Here is a 15,371-nt window from a genome sequence, read left to right as displayed (position 1 = left end):
TTAGTTCGTTGGGGCCGCTTTGCGGCCCTTCGCGGGCTCGCCCGCTCCCACAGGGTGACCACAGGTTCTGATGCTTGTGATCACCTGTGGGAGCGGGCGAGCCCGCGAAGGGCTGCACCGCAGCCCCGGCAATTCTGAAGGGAGCTGGATATGAGCGCCAACGTAGACCTCAATGACCGCCCGGACTACGACCGGGTGTTACAAACCCTGGCCGACTACGCCCTCGGCTACCGGGTCGAGTCCCTCGAGGCCCTGGACACCGCACGCAACTGCCTGATGGACACCCTTGGTTGCGGCCTGCTGGCCCTGCGCTTCCCTGAATGCACCAAACTCCTTGGCCCTCAGGTGGAAGGCACGCTGGTGCCCAATGGTGCCCGCGTCCCCGGCACCGCCTACCGCCTCGACCCGGTCAAGGCGGCCTGGGACATCGGCTGCACGGTGCGCTGGCTGGACTACAACGACACCTGGCTGGCCGCTGAATGGGCTCATCCTTCGGACAACCTTGGCGGCATCCTGGCCGTTGCTGATCACCTGTCACAGAAGCACGTAGCCGCGGGTGAGGCACCGCTGCTGATGCGTGATGTGCTTGCAGCCATGGTCATGGCTCATGAGATCCAAGGTGTGCTGGCACTGGAAAATTCCTTCAACCGCGTCGGCCTCGATCACGTGATTCTGGTGAAGGTGGCCTCGACCGCCGTTTGTGCCAAGTTGATGGGGGCCAATCGGGAGCAGATGCTCTCGGCCTTGTCCCATGCCTTCGTCGACGGCCAGGCCCTGCGCACCTACCGCCACGCGCCCAATGCGGGCTCGCGCAAGTCCTGGGCCGCTGGTGATGCTTCCAGCCGGGGCGTGCGCCTGGCCGATATCGCCTTGCGCGGGGAAATGGGCGTACCGGGCGTGCTCACTGCGCCACAGTGGGGCTTCTACGACGTGTTGTTCAGCCATACCAACAAGGACCTTGCACTCAAACCTGCCGGGCAGCAGGAGCTGCGCGTGCCGCAAGCCTTGGGCAGCTACGTGATGGAAAACGTGTTGTTCAAGGTCAGTTTCCCTGCCGAATTCCATGCCCAGACCGCCTGCGAGGCGGCGGTAACCCTGCATCCACTGGTGCGCAACCGCCTGCATGAAATCGACCGTATCGTCATCACCACCCAGGAGTCGGCGATCCGCATCATTTCCAAGAGCGGGCCGCTGGCCAATGCTGCCGATCGTGACCACTGCCTGCAGTACATGGTGGCGGTGCCGCTGATCTTCGGCCATCTGGTGGCGGAGCATTATGAGGATGCCTTCCATGCCAACCACCCCAGCATCGACCGCCTGCGCGAGAAGATGGAGGTGGTGGAAGACCCGCGCTTCAGTCGCGAGTATCTGGAGCCGGACAAGCGTTCGATCGCCAACGCGCTGCAAGTGTTTTTCAAGGATGGCAGCAGCACTGACCAAGTGGTGGTGGAATACCCGATCGGGCACCGGCGGCGGCGCGGGGAGGGTATTGCGTTGCTGGAGGACAAGTTCAGGGCCAACCTGGCGACGCGCTTTGCCCGGCAGCGGTGTGAGCAGATTGTGGCTGTGTGCAAGGACCAGCAGCGGCTGGAAGAGATGGCGGTACACAGGTTCGTGGATTTGTTTGTGATTTAAGGTTGCCTGTACTGGCCCTATCGCCGGCAAGCCAGCTCCCACAGGTACTCCAAAGTTCTCAAGACCTGTGGAGTACCTGTGGGAGCTGGCTTGCCGGCGATAGGGCCAGTACAGACCGAAACAAAAAAGCCCCGGCATCGCTGCCGGGGCTTTCTTTACTGCCTGTAACTCAGCTTAAGCCTGAACCACCGGGATCTTGGCGTTGGCTGCCGCTTCGCGGAACTCGGCGATCTGGTCGAAGCTCAGGTAGCGGTAAACGTCGGCAGCCATGCTGTCGATGTCTTTCGCGTACTGCATGTACTCTTCGACGGTCGGCAGCTTGCCGATGATCGAAGCGACAGCAGCCAGTTCGGCCGATGCCAGGTACACGTTGGTGGCGTCGCCCAGACGGTTCGGGAAGTTACGGGTCGAGGTGGAGACCACGGTCGAACCGGTCTGCACACGTGCCTGGTTACCCATGCACAGCGAGCAGCCTGGCATTTCCATGCGCGCACCGGCTTTGCCGTAGATGCCGTAGTAGCCTTCTTCGGTCAGCTGGTGAGCATCCATCTTGGTTGGCGGAGCCAGCCACAGACGGGTCGGGATACCGCCCTTGACCTTGTCCAGCAGCTTGCCGGCAGCGCGGAAGTGACCGATGTTGGTCATGCACGAGCCGATGAACACTTCGTCGATCTTCTCGCCCTGTACCGAAGACAGCAGGCGGGCATCGTCCGGGTCGTTCGGCGCGCAGAGCACAGGCTCTTTGACGTCGGCCAGGTCGATTTCGATGATTTCAGCGTACTCGGCATCGGCGTCAGCCGACAGCAGCTCAGGCTTGGCCAGCCAGGCTTCCATGGCCTGGGCGCGACGCTCCAGGGTACGTGGGTCGCCGTAGCCTTCGCCGATCATCCAGCGCAGCAGGGTGATGTTGGACGTCAGGTACTCGGCAATGGCCTTTTCTGGCAGCTTGATGGTGCAACCGGCAGCGGAACGCTCGGCCGAGGCATCGGACAGCTCGAAAGCTTGCTCGACGGTCAGTTCGTCCAGGCCTTCGATTTCCAGGATGCGGCCGGAGAAGGCGTTTTTCTTGCCTTTCTTCTCGACGGTCAGCAGGCCCTTCTGGATGGCGTAGTAAGGGATGGCATGAACCAGGTCACGCAGGGTGATGCCGGGTTGCAGTTTGCCCTTGAAGCGCACCAGGATCGACTCTGGCATGTCCAGCGGCATGACGCCGGTGGCGGCGGCAAAGGCCACCAGGCCGGAACCGGCCGGGAACGAGATGCCGATCGGGAAGCGGGTGTGCGAGTCGCCACCGGTACCTACGGTGTCAGGCATCAGCATGCGGTTCAGCCAGCTGTGGATGATGCCGTCGCCTGGGCGCAGCGACACGCCGCCACGGGTGCGGATGAAGTCTGGCAGGGTGTGGTGTGTGGTGACGTCGATCGGCTTTGGATAGGCCGCGGTGTGGCAGAACGACTGCATCACCAGGTCAGCGGAGAAGCCCAGGCACGCCAGGTCTTTCAGCTCGTCGCGGGTCATCGGGCCAGTGGTGTCCTGGGAACCGACGGTGGTCATCTTCGGCTCGCAGTAGGCACCTGGGCGCACGCCCTGGCCTTCTGGCAGGCCACAGGCACGGCCGACCATTTTCTGCGCCAGGGTGAAGCCCTTGCCGGAGTCGGCAGGCTGCTCTGGTTTCTTGAACAGGTCGGAAGCACCCAGGCCCAGCTCGGCGCGGGCTTTTTCGGTCAGGCCACGGCCAACGATCAGCGGGATACGGCCGCCAGCGCGGACCTCGTCCAGCAGCACTTCGGTTTTCAGCTCGAAGTTGGTGACCAGCTCGTCGCTTTCGTGGCGGCGTACTTCACCTTTGTACGGGTAAACGTCGATGACGTCGCCCATGCCCAGGTTGGTGCAGTCGAATTCGATCGGCAGGGCGCCGGCGTCTTCCATGGTGTTGTAGAAGATCGGGGCGATCTTGGTGCCGAAGCAGAAGCCACCGGCGCGCTTGTTCGGCACGTACGGAATGTCGTCGCCGAAGAACCACAGTACCGAGTTGGTAGCGGATTTACGCGAGGAGCCGGTACCGACCACGTCACCAACATAGGCAACCGGGAAGCCCTTGGCCTTGACGGCTTCGATCTGTGCCAGCGGGCCGACCGAACCAGGCTGCTGCGGCTCGATGCCGTCACGGGCCATTTTCAGCATCGCCAGGGCGTGCAGCGGGATGTCAGGGCGCGACCAGGCGTCTGGAGCAGGCGACAGGTCGTCGGTGTTGGTTTCGCCTGGCACCTTGAACACGGTCAGGGTGTACTTCTCGGCGATGGCCGGGCGGGCGGTGAACCACTCGCCGGCAGCCCAGGAGTCCAGCACGGCCTTGGCGTGAGCGTTGCCGGCCTTGGCTTTTTCGGCCACGTCGTGGAAGGCATCGAACATCAGCAGGGTGTGCTTGAGCTGTTCGGCCGCGACGGCGCCCAGTTCGGCGTCATCCAGCAGTGCGACCAGCGTTTCGATGTTGTAGCCGCCCTGCATGGTGCCGAGCAGTTCGGTGGCATGCTTGCGGTCGATCAGTGGCGACTGGGTTTCGCCCTTGGCAACAGCAGAGAGGAAAGCAGCCTTGACGTAGGCAGCTTCGTCGACCCCTGGCGGTACGCGGTTGGTGATCAGGTCTACGAGGAAGGCTTCTTCGCCGGCCGGCGGGTTTTTCAGCAGCTCGACCAGGCCTGCAGTTTGTTCGGCGTTCAGCGGCTGGGGCACGATACCCAGGGCGGCACGCTCTTCGATGTGTTTGCGGTAGGCTTCAAGCACAGTTATTTCCCTCATCAGTGGTCCCTAAAGGGGGTCCGGGACGCTTATCCAGCATTCAATGCACCCATGCGCTGCCACGGCTTTGTGGGCCGCCCAGCCAGAGTCGCAAAGAATCCTTACAGAAGCTGCTTTCAAAGTTTTACGCCTGCAGAACGGGGAGCTGATGAGGGCTGGCACGGGCATGCGAGGGGTGCATGGCCCGGGCCAACGCCGTTCTACCGGATTAACTGTGCTCGTGACGCTTTGAAAACAGCTTCCAACGGACATTGTTGCCTTTGAAAAGGCCGGATGATTCTACGGCAAAAAAAGCCCGAAGGTAAGGCGCAGAAGATGACTTTAACGAGTGACCCTGGTTAGACAAAGGGCTAACATGGGCCGGTATTCCACCGCCAAGCTGTTGTTTTTCATGTCCAACAAGTCCATCAAAACCCCTTGCGTCGGCCTGTGCTCCACGGTGTACGGAGACACGGTGTGCCGTGGCTGCAAGCGTTTTCACCACGAAGTGATCAACTGGAACGGCTACGACGACGCGCAGAAACGTGCGGTGTGGCTGCGCCTGGAGCAGTTGCTGGTGCAGGTGATGATGGCCAAGCTGGAAGTGTTCGATAAAAGCCTGCTGCGCCAGCAACTGGAGCAGCGCTCCATCCGCTTTGTCGAGCAGCAGTCGGAATATTGCTGGGCTTACCAGCTGATTGCCCGCGGGGCGCGGATGATTCGTGACCTGGAGGCATATGGCATGGTGTTGCTGCCGGAGTTCCGTGACTGGGAACTGCCGCAATTGCGCGATGCCATCGATCGCGAGTTCTTCCTGCTTTCAGAAGCGCATTACCAGCGCTACATCGCCCCCAGCTTCCTGCGCGATGCCTTGGAGCAGGGGCAAGGCTGAAGCTTGTTGGTGATGCTGCCGGCCTCTTCGCGGGCTTGCCCGCTCCCACAGGATTATCACTGCTATTGAGGGCTGGGGAGTTCCTGTGGGAGCGGGCAAGCCCGCGAAGAGGCCGGTGAGGTGGCGAATCAGTCGCCGGTGTATTCGCAACCGCTGGTGCAGGTTTCGTGGATGCGCACTTTCGACAGTTCCGGCATCAGTGGCTTGACCTGGTCCCAGATCCACTTGGCGATCACTTCGCTGGTGGGGTTTTCAAGGCCTGGGATGTCGTTCAGGTAGTTGTGGTCCAGTTGCTCGTAGATCGGCTTGAAGATCGCCTTGACCTCGGCGAAGTCGCGGATCCAGCCAGTGTGCGGGTCGAGCGGGCCGGTCAGGTGCAGGCCGACCTTGAACGAGTGGCCGTGCAGGCGGCCGCATTTGTGCCCTTCAGGGACGTGGGGCAGGCGGTGGGCGGATTCGAATGTGAACTCTTTGAAAATTTCCACGCTGTCTTAACTCTGTGTGAATCAATATTGCGCGCAGTCTACCAGCATGGCCGTTACAAGGCTTGCAGGCGTTCATGCAGCCGCCCGGTGGCGACCAGCTCCAGCAACTCGTCGCCCAGGCGCTGGCTTTCAGCGATGGCTTTGTACCAATAGCGCTTGCGGCCGGGGGCATCACCCATGAAGCGCTTGAAGTCGTTGCGGTCGGGCAGCTTGCCGTAGGGCAGGGCGGCCAGGTACTGCGGCGAAGGGGTCATCAGCAGCACGTTCTGCAGGCGGGTGGCATCGCCCTTGCGCCAGGGCAAGGCTTTGTCGAACCAGCCCGGTACCACCTTGTCGGTGAAGTGCGGGTACAGCACCAGGTCGTCGCCGCGGTAGGGCAGGTCGAGGTGGTAGTCGAGCAGGCCGCCGTCGCGGTAGGTGCCGGCGCCCGCGCCGGGGATGTCTTTCACACCCTGCATGACCATGGGGATCGAACCCGAGGCGAGCAGGGCGTGGCGCAGGTTGGCCAGGTCCAGCGGCAGGTAGCGTGAGGGGAAGTCAGTCAGCGCGTCGAGCGGCGGCGCGGCGCGCCTGTCGTGCAGGATGATGCGCTCGAAGTGGCGCGCCAGGCGCGATCGGCCGAGCAGGTTGCTGGCCACCACCGAACCCAGGCCCAGGCCCAGGCGGCCGCGATGGTCATGGGCAAGCTGGCCATGGCTTTTCACTACCAGGATATTCAGGTGATAGTGCGGGTTGGCCAGCAGCTGGCCGTCGCGGCCCTGCAGCAGGTCGTCGAGCATGCGTTGGCAGCTGTGGCTGATTTCCGCCGGGGTGGCGCCCTTGGCGAAGTCCAGTTCGGTGTACAACTCGCCCAGGCGACGCAGACCCGCGATGGGGTCTTCGAGGCAGGCGCTGGCGAAGCGCCAGGCACCAATCGAAGCGCCAATCAGGGCGCGCTGGCGCGGCGCCGAAGGCAGCCACTCGCCGAACAGTGCGAGGTCCAGGCCCTGGATACCCAGCGGCTTCGGTCCACCGGCCGCACCTGGCAGCACCCCGACATCGGCCGCCTGCAGGCCGCGCTCGCGGATGAGCCGCAGGGCACGGTCACCGGCCTTGAAGGTGAGGGCAGGGTACTTGATGTGGATGGCGCTCATGGCGGATCTCTTGGGCTTGTAGGAGCAGCCTTGTGCTGCGAACGGGCCCGTACAGACTACACAACTGTTGTGCCTGCACGGGTCCTTTCGCAGCACAGGGCTGCTCCTGCAGGAGACCGGGTCTGGCTGACGGTGTAACTGCGCTATCATGGCGCCAGTTGTTTTCAGGTTGAATTAAGGACCGGTGGTTAGTCTTAACCCCGTAGACAACTTACACAGTTCTCAGGAGAGAAGAACGATGAAAACCTTGACTGCCCTGTTCGCCGCCGCCGCCCTCGCCCTGGGCGCCAATGCCGCTTTCGCCAAGGATGTACAGCCTGACGAAGTGGTCAAGCTGGCCAACGCCAAGACCATCAAGTCGCTGGACGAGCTTAAAGCCACCGCCGTGGCCAAGCACCCCGGCGCCACCGTCACCGACTCGGAGCTTGAAGACGAGTACGGTCGCTACATCTACAAGGTCGAGTTGCGCGACACCCAGAACGTCGAGTGGGACGTGGCGCTGGACGCCAAGACCGGTGAAGTGCTGAAGGATGAGCGGGACAACTGATGATCCACTTACCGCGGCCGGCGCGCTACCTCGCGCTGGCGCTGCTGGTCGTGTGCTCGCTGGCCGCTGCCCGCGACCTTGACCAGGACGAAGCCCTGAAGCTTCGTCAGAAGGGCGTCATCCTGCCGCTCGAGCAATTGCTGGAAACCGCCCTGGGGCGTCACCCCGGGGCGCGTCTGCTGGAAGCCGAGCTGGAAGAAGACGACGACCGCTACGAATATGAAGTCGAACTGCTGACGGTTGAAGGTGTGGTGCGCGAGATCAAGCTCGATGCCAGCACCGGCGCCCTGCTCAAAGACGAGGAAGACGACTGAATGCGCCTGTTGCTTGTCGAGGACAATGTACCGCTGGCCGACGAACTGACCGCCGGCCTGCAGCGCCAGGGCTATGCCGTGGACTGGCTGGCCGACGGCCGCGACGCGGTTTACCAGGGCCAGAGCGAACCCTACGACCTGATCATTCTCGACCTTGGCCTGCCGGGCTTGCCGGGCCTGGACGTGCTGGCCCAGTGGCGCGCGGCCGGCCTGGCCACGCCGGTGCTGATCCTCACCGCCCGTGGCTCGTGGGCCGAGCGCATCGAAGGGCTGAAGGCCGGCGCGGATGACTACCTGAGCAAACCGTTCCACCCGGAAGAGCTGCAATTGCGTATCCAGGCATTGTTGCGCCGTGCCCGGGGCCTGGCCAACCAGCCGAAACTGGAGGCAGCCGGGCTGCACCTGGATGAAAGCCGTCAGTGCGTGAGCCGTGATGGCATGGATGTGCAGCTGACCGCCGCCGAGTTCCGGCTGCTGCGTTACTTCATGCTGCACCCGCAGCAGATCCTGTCCAAGAGCCACTTGGCCGAGCACCTTTACGACGGTGAAACCGAGCGCGACTCCAACGTGCTGGAAGTGCACGTCAACCACCTGCGGCGCAAGCTGGGCCGTAGCGTGATCGAGACCCGTCGCGGGCAAGGGTACATTTATGCCGGGAGCGCCGAGTGAAGTCGATCCAGGCGCGCCTTAGCCTGGGCCTGGTGGCGGTGCTGGTGGTGGTCGGCGTGGTGCTGGCGCAACTGACCTTGTGGCTGTTCGAAGCTGGCCTGCAACGCTACCTGGAAAACGGCCTGCGCAAGGAAAGCGAGAACCTGCTGGTGGCGTTGGTGCGTGGGCCGTCCGGCATGCAGCTGGATGAGCGGCGTATTTCGGCTGCCTACCAACGGCCCTTTTCCGGTTACTACTTCCGCATCGATTTTGACAAAGGTACCTGGAGGTCTCGTTCGCTGTGGGACATGGACATGCCCAAACCATCGGCGCCCGGGCTTTCCGATAGCCATGAACTCGGCCCGGAAGGGCAGCAACTGCTGGCCCTGCGCGCCGACTACCGGCGCCTGGGTCAGGACATTTCGATCAGTGTGGCACAGGACTATTCGCCGGTGCGCGAAGGTTTCCGGCGCATGCAGCAGATCGGCCTGGGCATGGGTCTGGTGGCGTTGATCCTGGTGTTGGTGCTGCAGCGCATCACGGTTACCCGCTCGCTGCGCCCGCTTGAGCGGGCACGCCAGCAGATTGCCCAGCTGCAGCAGGGCCAACGCTCGCAGCTGGATGAGGAGGTGCCCAGTGAGTTGGCACCGCTGGTAGGGCAGATCAACCACTTGCTCAGCCATACCGAAGACAGCCTGCGCCGTTCGCGCAATGCCCTGGGTAACCTCGGGCATGCGCTCAAGACGCCGCTGGCGGTGCTATTGAGCCTGGCCTCCAGCGCGCGCCTGAAGGATCTGCCGGAGGTAAGCGCGCAGATGCGTGAGCAGCTTGAGCAGATTCAGCAACGGCTGGCGCGAGAGCTGAACCGTGCGCGGCTGGCAGGGGATGCGCTGCCGGGCGCGCAGTTCGATTGCGACGCCGAGCTACCGGGGTTGCTGAGCACCTTGGGCATGATTCACGGGGAGGGCTTGCTACTGGCCAGGGACGTGCCACCCGGGTTGCTGCTGCCGTGGGACCGCGAGGACTTCCTGGAGCTGCTGGGTAACCTCCTCGACAACGCCTGCAAATGGGCGGACAGCGAGGTGCGAATAAGCATTGCGCCGAATGCCGGGGGTTACCAGCTGTGGGTCGATGACGATGGCCCAGGCATCCCTGAGAACCAACGGCTGCAGGTGCTGGAGCGTGGCTCGCGGCTGGACGAGCAGGTGGACGGGCATGGGCTGGGGTTGGGCATCGTGCGCGATATCGTCGACGCCTGGGGCGGGCGTCTGGCCTTGGAACAGAGCCCGCTGGGCGGGTTGCGTGCGAGCATCGACCTGCCGCGCAAGGCTCGGTAATGCCGGGGCCGCTGTGCGGCCCATCGCGAAACAAGGCCGCTCCCACAGGTGTACCCAATCCGCCGAAGCCATGTCAGTACTGCAAAAAAATTGCAGTACAGCCGCAGTTTTTTGAATTAGCCCAATTTCCCTCCACCCGGCAAAATCCCCCTCACGAAACCCTGCGGTTTCCATCTCTCCACGGACGGAGCCCCTTGCGGTATTGCACGCGCAATACGAGGCCCAGGCCAGCTCGGCTGGGCTTTCTTTTTAATCAGAAAAAACCAAGATCCCGATTACTTAAATGTCTGCCTCGCGTTCCGAAAGCCGTCTGCAGCGCCTGTTGCCGGCGCCCCTGAATACCTCTCCAAAAGAATGGTTGCGTGCCGGAATCGGCGCGTTGCTCGGTTTGTTCCTGGCTGGCTGGCTGACCAGCATGGCCTATGGCCCCGGCATCGCCTTGCACCTGCTGGGCCCGCTGGCGGCCTCGGCAGTGCTGGTATTCGCCGTGCATTCCGGCCCATTGGCCCAACCTTGGCCGGTGCTGGGCAGCTACGCACTGGCGGGCGCGGTCGGCCTGGCCATGCGCCAAGGCTTCGGCCCGGAACTGTGGGTGGCGGCTGCGGCCTTGGGCATGTCGATCCTGGTCATGTGCCTGCTGCGCTGCCTGCACCCGCCAGGTGGCGGGGTGGCGGTGAGTGCAGTGCTGGCCGACTCAGGGCTGACCGCCATGGGTGACCACCTGCTTGAGCCAATTCTGCTCAATGCACTGATCCTGGTGAGCGTGGCGGTTATCTACAACCGCCTTACCGGGGTGCGCTACCCGAAAGGCGTAGCGCCGCGCAAAGATGTGCACCACACCCATGACCCACTGCCCAGTGAGCGGGTCGGCATCCGTGGCGAGGACCTGGACCAGGCTCTGGAAGAGCTGGGTGAGTTCGTCGATGTCACCCGTGACGAGCTGGAACGCATCATCCTCGCCACCGAGCAGCACGCCCTGCAGCGCAGCCTTGGCGGTATCACTGCGGCCTCGGTGATGTCGCGCGATGTGCAGTTCGCCACGCCTGACACCACGCTGGAGCAGGCCTGGAAAATGCTGACCAGCCATCACCTGAAAACCCTGCCGGTGCTGGAGCAGGGCAAGCTGGTGGGTATCGTCAGCCTCAGCGACCTGGTTGGCCCGGCGATGCAGCGTGGCCGCTTCAGCTGGCGCGGTCTGTTCGGCCGCAAGGCGGTGCGCATGGAGCAGGTGATGAGCCGGCGGGTGGTCAGTGTCAGCAGCCAACACCCGCTTGAGCGCCTGCTGCCGTTGCTGTGCGAGCAGGGCCTGCATTGCCTGCCGGTGCTCGATGCCGACCAGCTGGTGGGGGTGATTACCCAGACCGACCTGATCGCCGGCCTCAAGCGCCAGCTGCTCAGCAAAGCCGAGGCTTCATATAACCGGGTCCCAGCGTTGTGACCAGTCGCTGGCGCCGGCGGCTACCAGCCGGCGCAGGATGGCGAAGGCCTGTTGCAGGGCTTCGCTGTCGCGTTTGCGTGGGTACACCAGAAAGGTCGGGTAGGTGAATTCCGGCGCCTGCGGCACCCGTTCGAACACGCCGCTGTCCAGGTACGCCTGCACCACCCGCGTGCGGAAGTAACCGCTGCCGCCCTGGTCGAGAATAAACTGCAAGGCCAGTGGGCCCAGGTTGAAACTGAGCGCTGGGCGGGCGCAGTCGGGCAGGGCGGCATCGTGCTGGCGGCGAAAGGCCTCGCCCCAGTCGATGTAGATATAGGGCTCTGGCTGGTCGACCCGGCGCACGCGGATCAGCTTCTCTTCCATCAACTGTTCCACCTGCAGGCCCGGCCCGTAGGTCGGCTGGTACACCAGCGCGGCGTCCAGCAAACCCATTTCGACCTTGCGCAGCAGCGATTCGCCGTCGCTCACTTCGCTGCGGATGGCATGGCTGGGCAGTTCACGGTGCAGGGCACTGACCCAGTCGAGCATCATCGGGTTGCCCAGGCTCACTTCACCGCCCACATGCAGCACTTGCTGGCAGCCCTCGGGTAGCGGCAGGTCACGACGCGCCGCTTCCCAGGTTTGTACCAGCTGGTTGGCATAACTGACGAATGCCTCGCCATCGCTGGTCAGGCTGGCGCCGTTGCGGCTGCGCACGAACAGCTGGCAGCCCAGTTGCTGCTCCAGGCGCTGCACCCGGGCGGTAATTGCCGTTTGTGACACGAACAGGCGTTCGGCGGCGGCGACCAGGCTGCCGCAACGTACGATTTCCAGGAAGGTTCGGGCCTGTTCGATATCCATGGGCTGCTCGGTGGCTGAGGGTGGCCTATTCTAGGGGGTTTGCACCGATATGGGGCGTTTTTGCGTTGTCTGCAAATTTGCAGGTCGGTTGTGACTTTAGTCCCATGGCGGCGCGGGTGTAGCGGTCCATACTCAGGTTTCGCCCTTCAATAACAACAAGTACCGGGTTCCCTTCGATATGAGCTACCAGCACAGCTACGCCCATTCCATTTCCGACCCTGCCGCGTTCTGGGCGGAACAGGCCGAGCACCTGGCCTGGCACCGCAAGCCTGGCCTGACCCTGCAAGAAAACGCCGACGGTACCCACCGCTGGTTCGCCGATGGCCGCCTGAACAGTTGCTACCTGGCCCTCGATCACCAGATCGAGCAGGGCCGTGGCGAGCAGTTGGCGCTGATCTACGATTCGCCAGTCACCGGCGTGCAGCAGGCCTATACCTACAACCAGTTGCGCGACGAAGTGGCGCGCCTGGCCGGTTTGCTGCGCCAGCTAGGGGTGCAAAAGGGCGACGGGGTGATCATCTACATGCCCATGGTGCCGCAAGCGGCCATGGCCATGCTGGCCTGCGCGCGGATTGGCGCGGTGCATTCGGTGGTGTTCGGCGGCTTTGCCGCCAACGAGCTGGCCTTGCGCATCGATGACGCCCGGCCCACGCTGCTGCTGACGGCCTCCTGCGGGTTGGAATTCGACAAGGAGATCGCCTACAAACCGCTGGTGGACCGCGCCCTGCAACTGGCCCGGCACCAGCCGCGCAATGTGCTGGTGCTGCAACGGCCGCAGGTGCAGGCTGAACTGCAGTCAGGCCGCGACCTGGACTGGCAGGCAGCCCTGGCCGGCGCCCAGCCGGTGCCACCGGTGGAGCTGGATGCCGGCGACCCGCTGTACATCATGTACACCTCAGGCACCACCGGCAAACCCAAGGGCATCGTCCGGGAAAACGGCGGCAATGCTGTGGCGCTGTGCTATGCCATGCGCCATATCTACGGTATGCAGGCCGGCGACGTGTGGTGGGGCATTTCCGATGTCGGGTGGGTGGTCGGCCATTCATTGATCGTCTATGGGCCGCTGATGAGCGGCTGTACCACGGTGTTCTACGAAGGCAAGCCGATCCGCACCCCGGACGCCTCGGCCTACTGGCGGGTGGTGGAGCAATACAAGGTCAACGCGCTGTTCTGTGCGCCCACCGCCATGCGTGCCATCCGCAAGGAAGACCCGGAGGGCGAGTTGATCCGCCAGCACGACCTCAGCTCGCTGCGCCAGCTGTTCCTGGCAGGTGAGAAGCTCGATTCCAGCACGTATGAATGGCTGGAGCGGGTCACTGGCAAACCGGTGCACGACCACTGGTGGCAGACCGAGACCGGCTGGCCGGTCACCGCGCCCTGTGTGGGGCTGGAAGGCAGTGCGGCAAAGCCGGGCTCAAGCAACCGGGCGGTACCGGGCTACCACGTGCGTGTGGTGGATGACGAGGGGCACTTGCTGGGCCCCAACCACCAGGGCTCGATCGTCATCGCCTTGCCACTGCCACCCGGGTGCAGCCAGACCCTGTGGGGCGACCACGAGCGTTACGTACAGGCTTACCTGCGCACCTACCCGGGGTATTACCACACCGGCGACGGCGGCTTTCTGGACGATGACGGTTTTGTCTACATCATGGGGCGCACGGATGACGTGATCAACGTGTCCGGGCACCGGCTGTCCACCGGCGAAATGGAGGACCTGGTGGCCTGCCACCCGGCAGTGGCCGAGTGTGCGGTAATTGGCGTGCACGATGAAATCAAGGGGCAAGTGCCGTTGGCGCTGGTTGTGCTCAAGGACGGCGAGGGCATTGCCGAGGCGCAGTTGCTGGTGGACCTGGTGGGGAGCGTGCGCGAGGCGATTGGCCCGCTGGCCTGTTTCAACCGGGTTCGGCTGGTGAAGCGGTTGCCCAAGACCCGCTCGGGGAAAATCTTGCGCGCGGTGCTGCGCAAGATTGCCGATGGGCAGGACTATGTGCCGCCTTCGACCCTGGATGACCCGGCGGTGCTTGGGGAGATCGAAGCGGTGCTGGCGGATTTGCCCAGGGCGGGTTGATGCTTTGACCTTCCGGGCCTCATCGCCGGCAAGTCAGCTCCCACAGCTTCATCACAGGCCCTGAAGCCTCCGCCGTACCTGTAGGAGCTGGCTTGCCCGCGATGAGGCCGGTGCGGGCAATGCAGTTCTAGGGGGCTACCTGGTGCAGTTGCCCCAGCCGGCTGCGGGTACGCATCAGGTCGGCAAGCGGCCCGCCCAGGCTCTCTTCCAGCGGCCGTTTGCCAATCACTGTCACCTGTCGGTCCTGGTCATACAACACATCCACCAGGTTGACGAAGCGCTGCTGGGCCGCCAGCGAACACTCCGCCAGGTCATCCAGCCCATCGATGATCCATTCATCGTACTGCTGCGCCAGCGCCAGATAGTCGATCACCGCCGTGGCCTTTTCACACAAATCGTCAAAGCCAAGCACCACCCGCCGGCCATCGATGGCCTGTGCGCGCAGGGGGCGTTTGTTCACCTCAAGCATTACCGGCTGCTCGTGCGGCACGCCCAGCGCCTGGCGCTGGGCTGCCGTCCCTGGCCATACATAGTGGCCTTGGGTAAAACGCTGGTGCTCGCGGTTGGCCGGCAAGCTGCGGAAGTCGGTGTCGCCACCCACTTCCAGAACCTGCATGCGCCCGTTGATCAGGCGGATCACCGGCAGGAAGCGCTCGTGGTACAGCGGGTTGGGCAATAGCCCTTCGGGCGCATAGTTGGAGGTCACCAGCAGAAACACGCCGCGTGCGAACAGGGCGTTGAAGAGGCGGGTAAGCAGCATGGCATCGCCGATGTCATGCACGTGGAATTCGTCGAAGCACAGCACCTGGCAGCCACCCACCAGTTCGTCGAGGGTCGCCCCCAGCGCATCGTCCAGCGCCCGATGGCGGTGCATGCCCTGGTGGAGGCGGGCAAAGAAGTCATGAAAATGCAGGCGGCGCTTGGCCTCGACCGGCACCGCCTGGAAGAACCCATCCAGCAGCCAGCTCTTGCCGCGCCCCACCGAGCCGTACAGGTACAGGCTGCGCGGCTGGCCTTGTTCGAGCAGCGCCAGTTGTTCGGCCATGCTGTGGATCACCCGTCGCTGGTCATTACTCAGCTGGTAACCCCGGCTTCGGGCTTTGTCCTCGAACCAGTCGAGCAGTTCGCTCTGGTTGGCGGGCGCGCCGCGCAGGCGCTGGCCAAGCTGGCGCAGTGGGGCAGGGATCCAGGCAGACACAAGCAACGCTCCTTGGGCGATGGCAGGGCAGCGTGCAGCTTGCCCGAGGGCGGCCATT

Annotated in this window: 13 protein-coding genes; 8 read left to right on the top strand and 5 right to left on the bottom strand. The window is 63.7% G+C overall.

Annotation, left to right across the window (positions count from 1 at the left end):
* Positions 1-150 precede the first annotated feature (150 nt).
* Positions 151-1,635: a 2-methylcitrate dehydratase gene (gene prpD / locus N805_RS12865; protein WP_028613457.1), complete on the top strand. Its 1,485-nt coding sequence runs from the start codon at positions 151-153 to the stop codon at positions 1,633-1,635.
* A 174-nt stretch (positions 1,636-1,809) separates the two neighbouring features.
* On the opposite strand, the gene acnB is transcribed toward prpD, so the two are convergent.
* Entirely contained in the window at positions 1,810-4,419 is a 2,610-nt protein-coding gene (gene acnB / locus N805_RS12860; protein WP_028613458.1) for a bifunctional aconitate hydratase 2/2-methylisocitrate dehydratase, read from the bottom strand.
* 406 nt (positions 4,420-4,825) lie between these two features.
* Here acnB and N805_RS12855 point away from each other — a divergent pair, with 406 nt between their 5' ends.
* Positions 4,826-5,305: a DUF1289 domain-containing protein gene (locus tag N805_RS12855; protein WP_165931650.1), complete on the top strand. Its 480-nt coding sequence runs from the start codon at positions 4,826-4,828 to the stop codon at positions 5,303-5,305.
* Between the two features lie 128 nt (positions 5,306-5,433).
* On the opposite strand, the gene queD is transcribed toward N805_RS12855, so the two are convergent.
* Positions 5,434-5,790 (bottom strand): 6-carboxytetrahydropterin synthase QueD, encoded by a 357-nt coding sequence (gene queD / locus N805_RS12850; protein ID WP_012271598.1) that lies wholly within the window; start codon positions 5,788-5,790, stop codon positions 5,434-5,436.
* Positions 5,791-5,843: 53 nt separating this feature from the next.
* Positions 5,844-6,923, bottom strand: a complete 1,080-nt coding sequence (locus N805_RS12845) for a patatin-like phospholipase family protein (protein WP_028613460.1) — start codon at positions 6,921-6,923, stop codon at positions 5,844-5,846.
* 238 nt (positions 6,924-7,161) lie between these two features.
* On the opposite strand from N805_RS12845, the gene N805_RS12840 reads away from it, so the two are divergent.
* From N805_RS12840 to N805_RS12820, 5 genes are all read left to right on the top strand, one after another.
* Positions 7,162-7,470, top strand: coding sequence for a PepSY domain-containing protein (locus tag N805_RS12840; protein ID WP_028613461.1), 309 nt, complete (start codon positions 7,162-7,164; stop codon positions 7,468-7,470).
* Positions 7,470-7,784 carry a PepSY domain-containing protein gene (locus tag N805_RS12835; protein ID WP_028613462.1) on the top strand — a complete coding sequence of 105 codons (315 nt, stop codon included), beginning with the start codon at positions 7,470-7,472 and terminating at the stop codon, positions 7,782-7,784. Before N805_RS12840 ends, N805_RS12835 begins: the two co-directional genes overlap by 1 nt.
* Entirely contained in the window at positions 7,785-8,453 is a 669-nt protein-coding gene (locus N805_RS12830) for a response regulator transcription factor (protein ID WP_028613463.1), read from the top strand.
* Positions 8,450-9,769: a sensor histidine kinase gene (locus N805_RS12825; RefSeq protein ID WP_028613464.1), complete on the top strand. Its 1,320-nt coding sequence runs from the start codon at positions 8,450-8,452 to the stop codon at positions 9,767-9,769. Before N805_RS12830 ends, N805_RS12825 begins: the two co-directional genes overlap by 4 nt.
* 283 nt (positions 9,770-10,052) lie before the next feature.
* Complete coding sequence (locus N805_RS12820; RefSeq protein ID WP_028613465.1) at positions 10,053-11,207, top strand: HPP family protein; 1,155 nt, start codon at positions 10,053-10,055, stop codon at positions 11,205-11,207.
* On the opposite strand, the gene N805_RS12815 is transcribed toward N805_RS12820, so the two are convergent.
* On the bottom strand, positions 11,181-12,047 hold the full coding sequence (locus N805_RS12815) for a LysR family transcriptional regulator (RefSeq protein ID WP_028613466.1): 867 nt from the start codon (positions 12,045-12,047) through the stop codon (positions 11,181-11,183). The genes N805_RS12820 and N805_RS12815 overlap by 27 nt on opposite strands.
* 178 nt (positions 12,048-12,225) lie before the next feature.
* On the opposite strand from N805_RS12815, the gene N805_RS12810 reads away from it, so the two are divergent.
* A complete protein-coding gene (locus tag N805_RS12810) occupies positions 12,226-14,115 on the top strand; it encodes a propionyl-CoA synthetase (RefSeq protein WP_028613467.1) in 1,890 nt (629 codons plus the stop codon).
* 127 nt (positions 14,116-14,242) lie between these two features.
* Here N805_RS12810 and zapE read toward each other — a convergent pair whose 3' ends face one another.
* Positions 14,243-15,313, bottom strand: coding sequence for a cell division protein ZapE (zapE, locus tag N805_RS12805; protein ID WP_028613468.1), 1,071 nt, complete (start codon positions 15,311-15,313; stop codon positions 14,243-14,245).
* Positions 15,314-15,371 lie beyond the last annotated feature (58 nt).

It is taken from the genome of Pseudomonas putida S13.1.2 (genome assembly GCF_000498395.2).
GTDB lineage: Bacteria > Pseudomonadota > Gammaproteobacteria > Pseudomonadales > Pseudomonadaceae > Aquipseudomonas > Aquipseudomonas putida_Q.
Note: the sequence above shows the minus strand (reverse complement) of the source record. Positions and strands in the feature narration are given on the sequence as shown.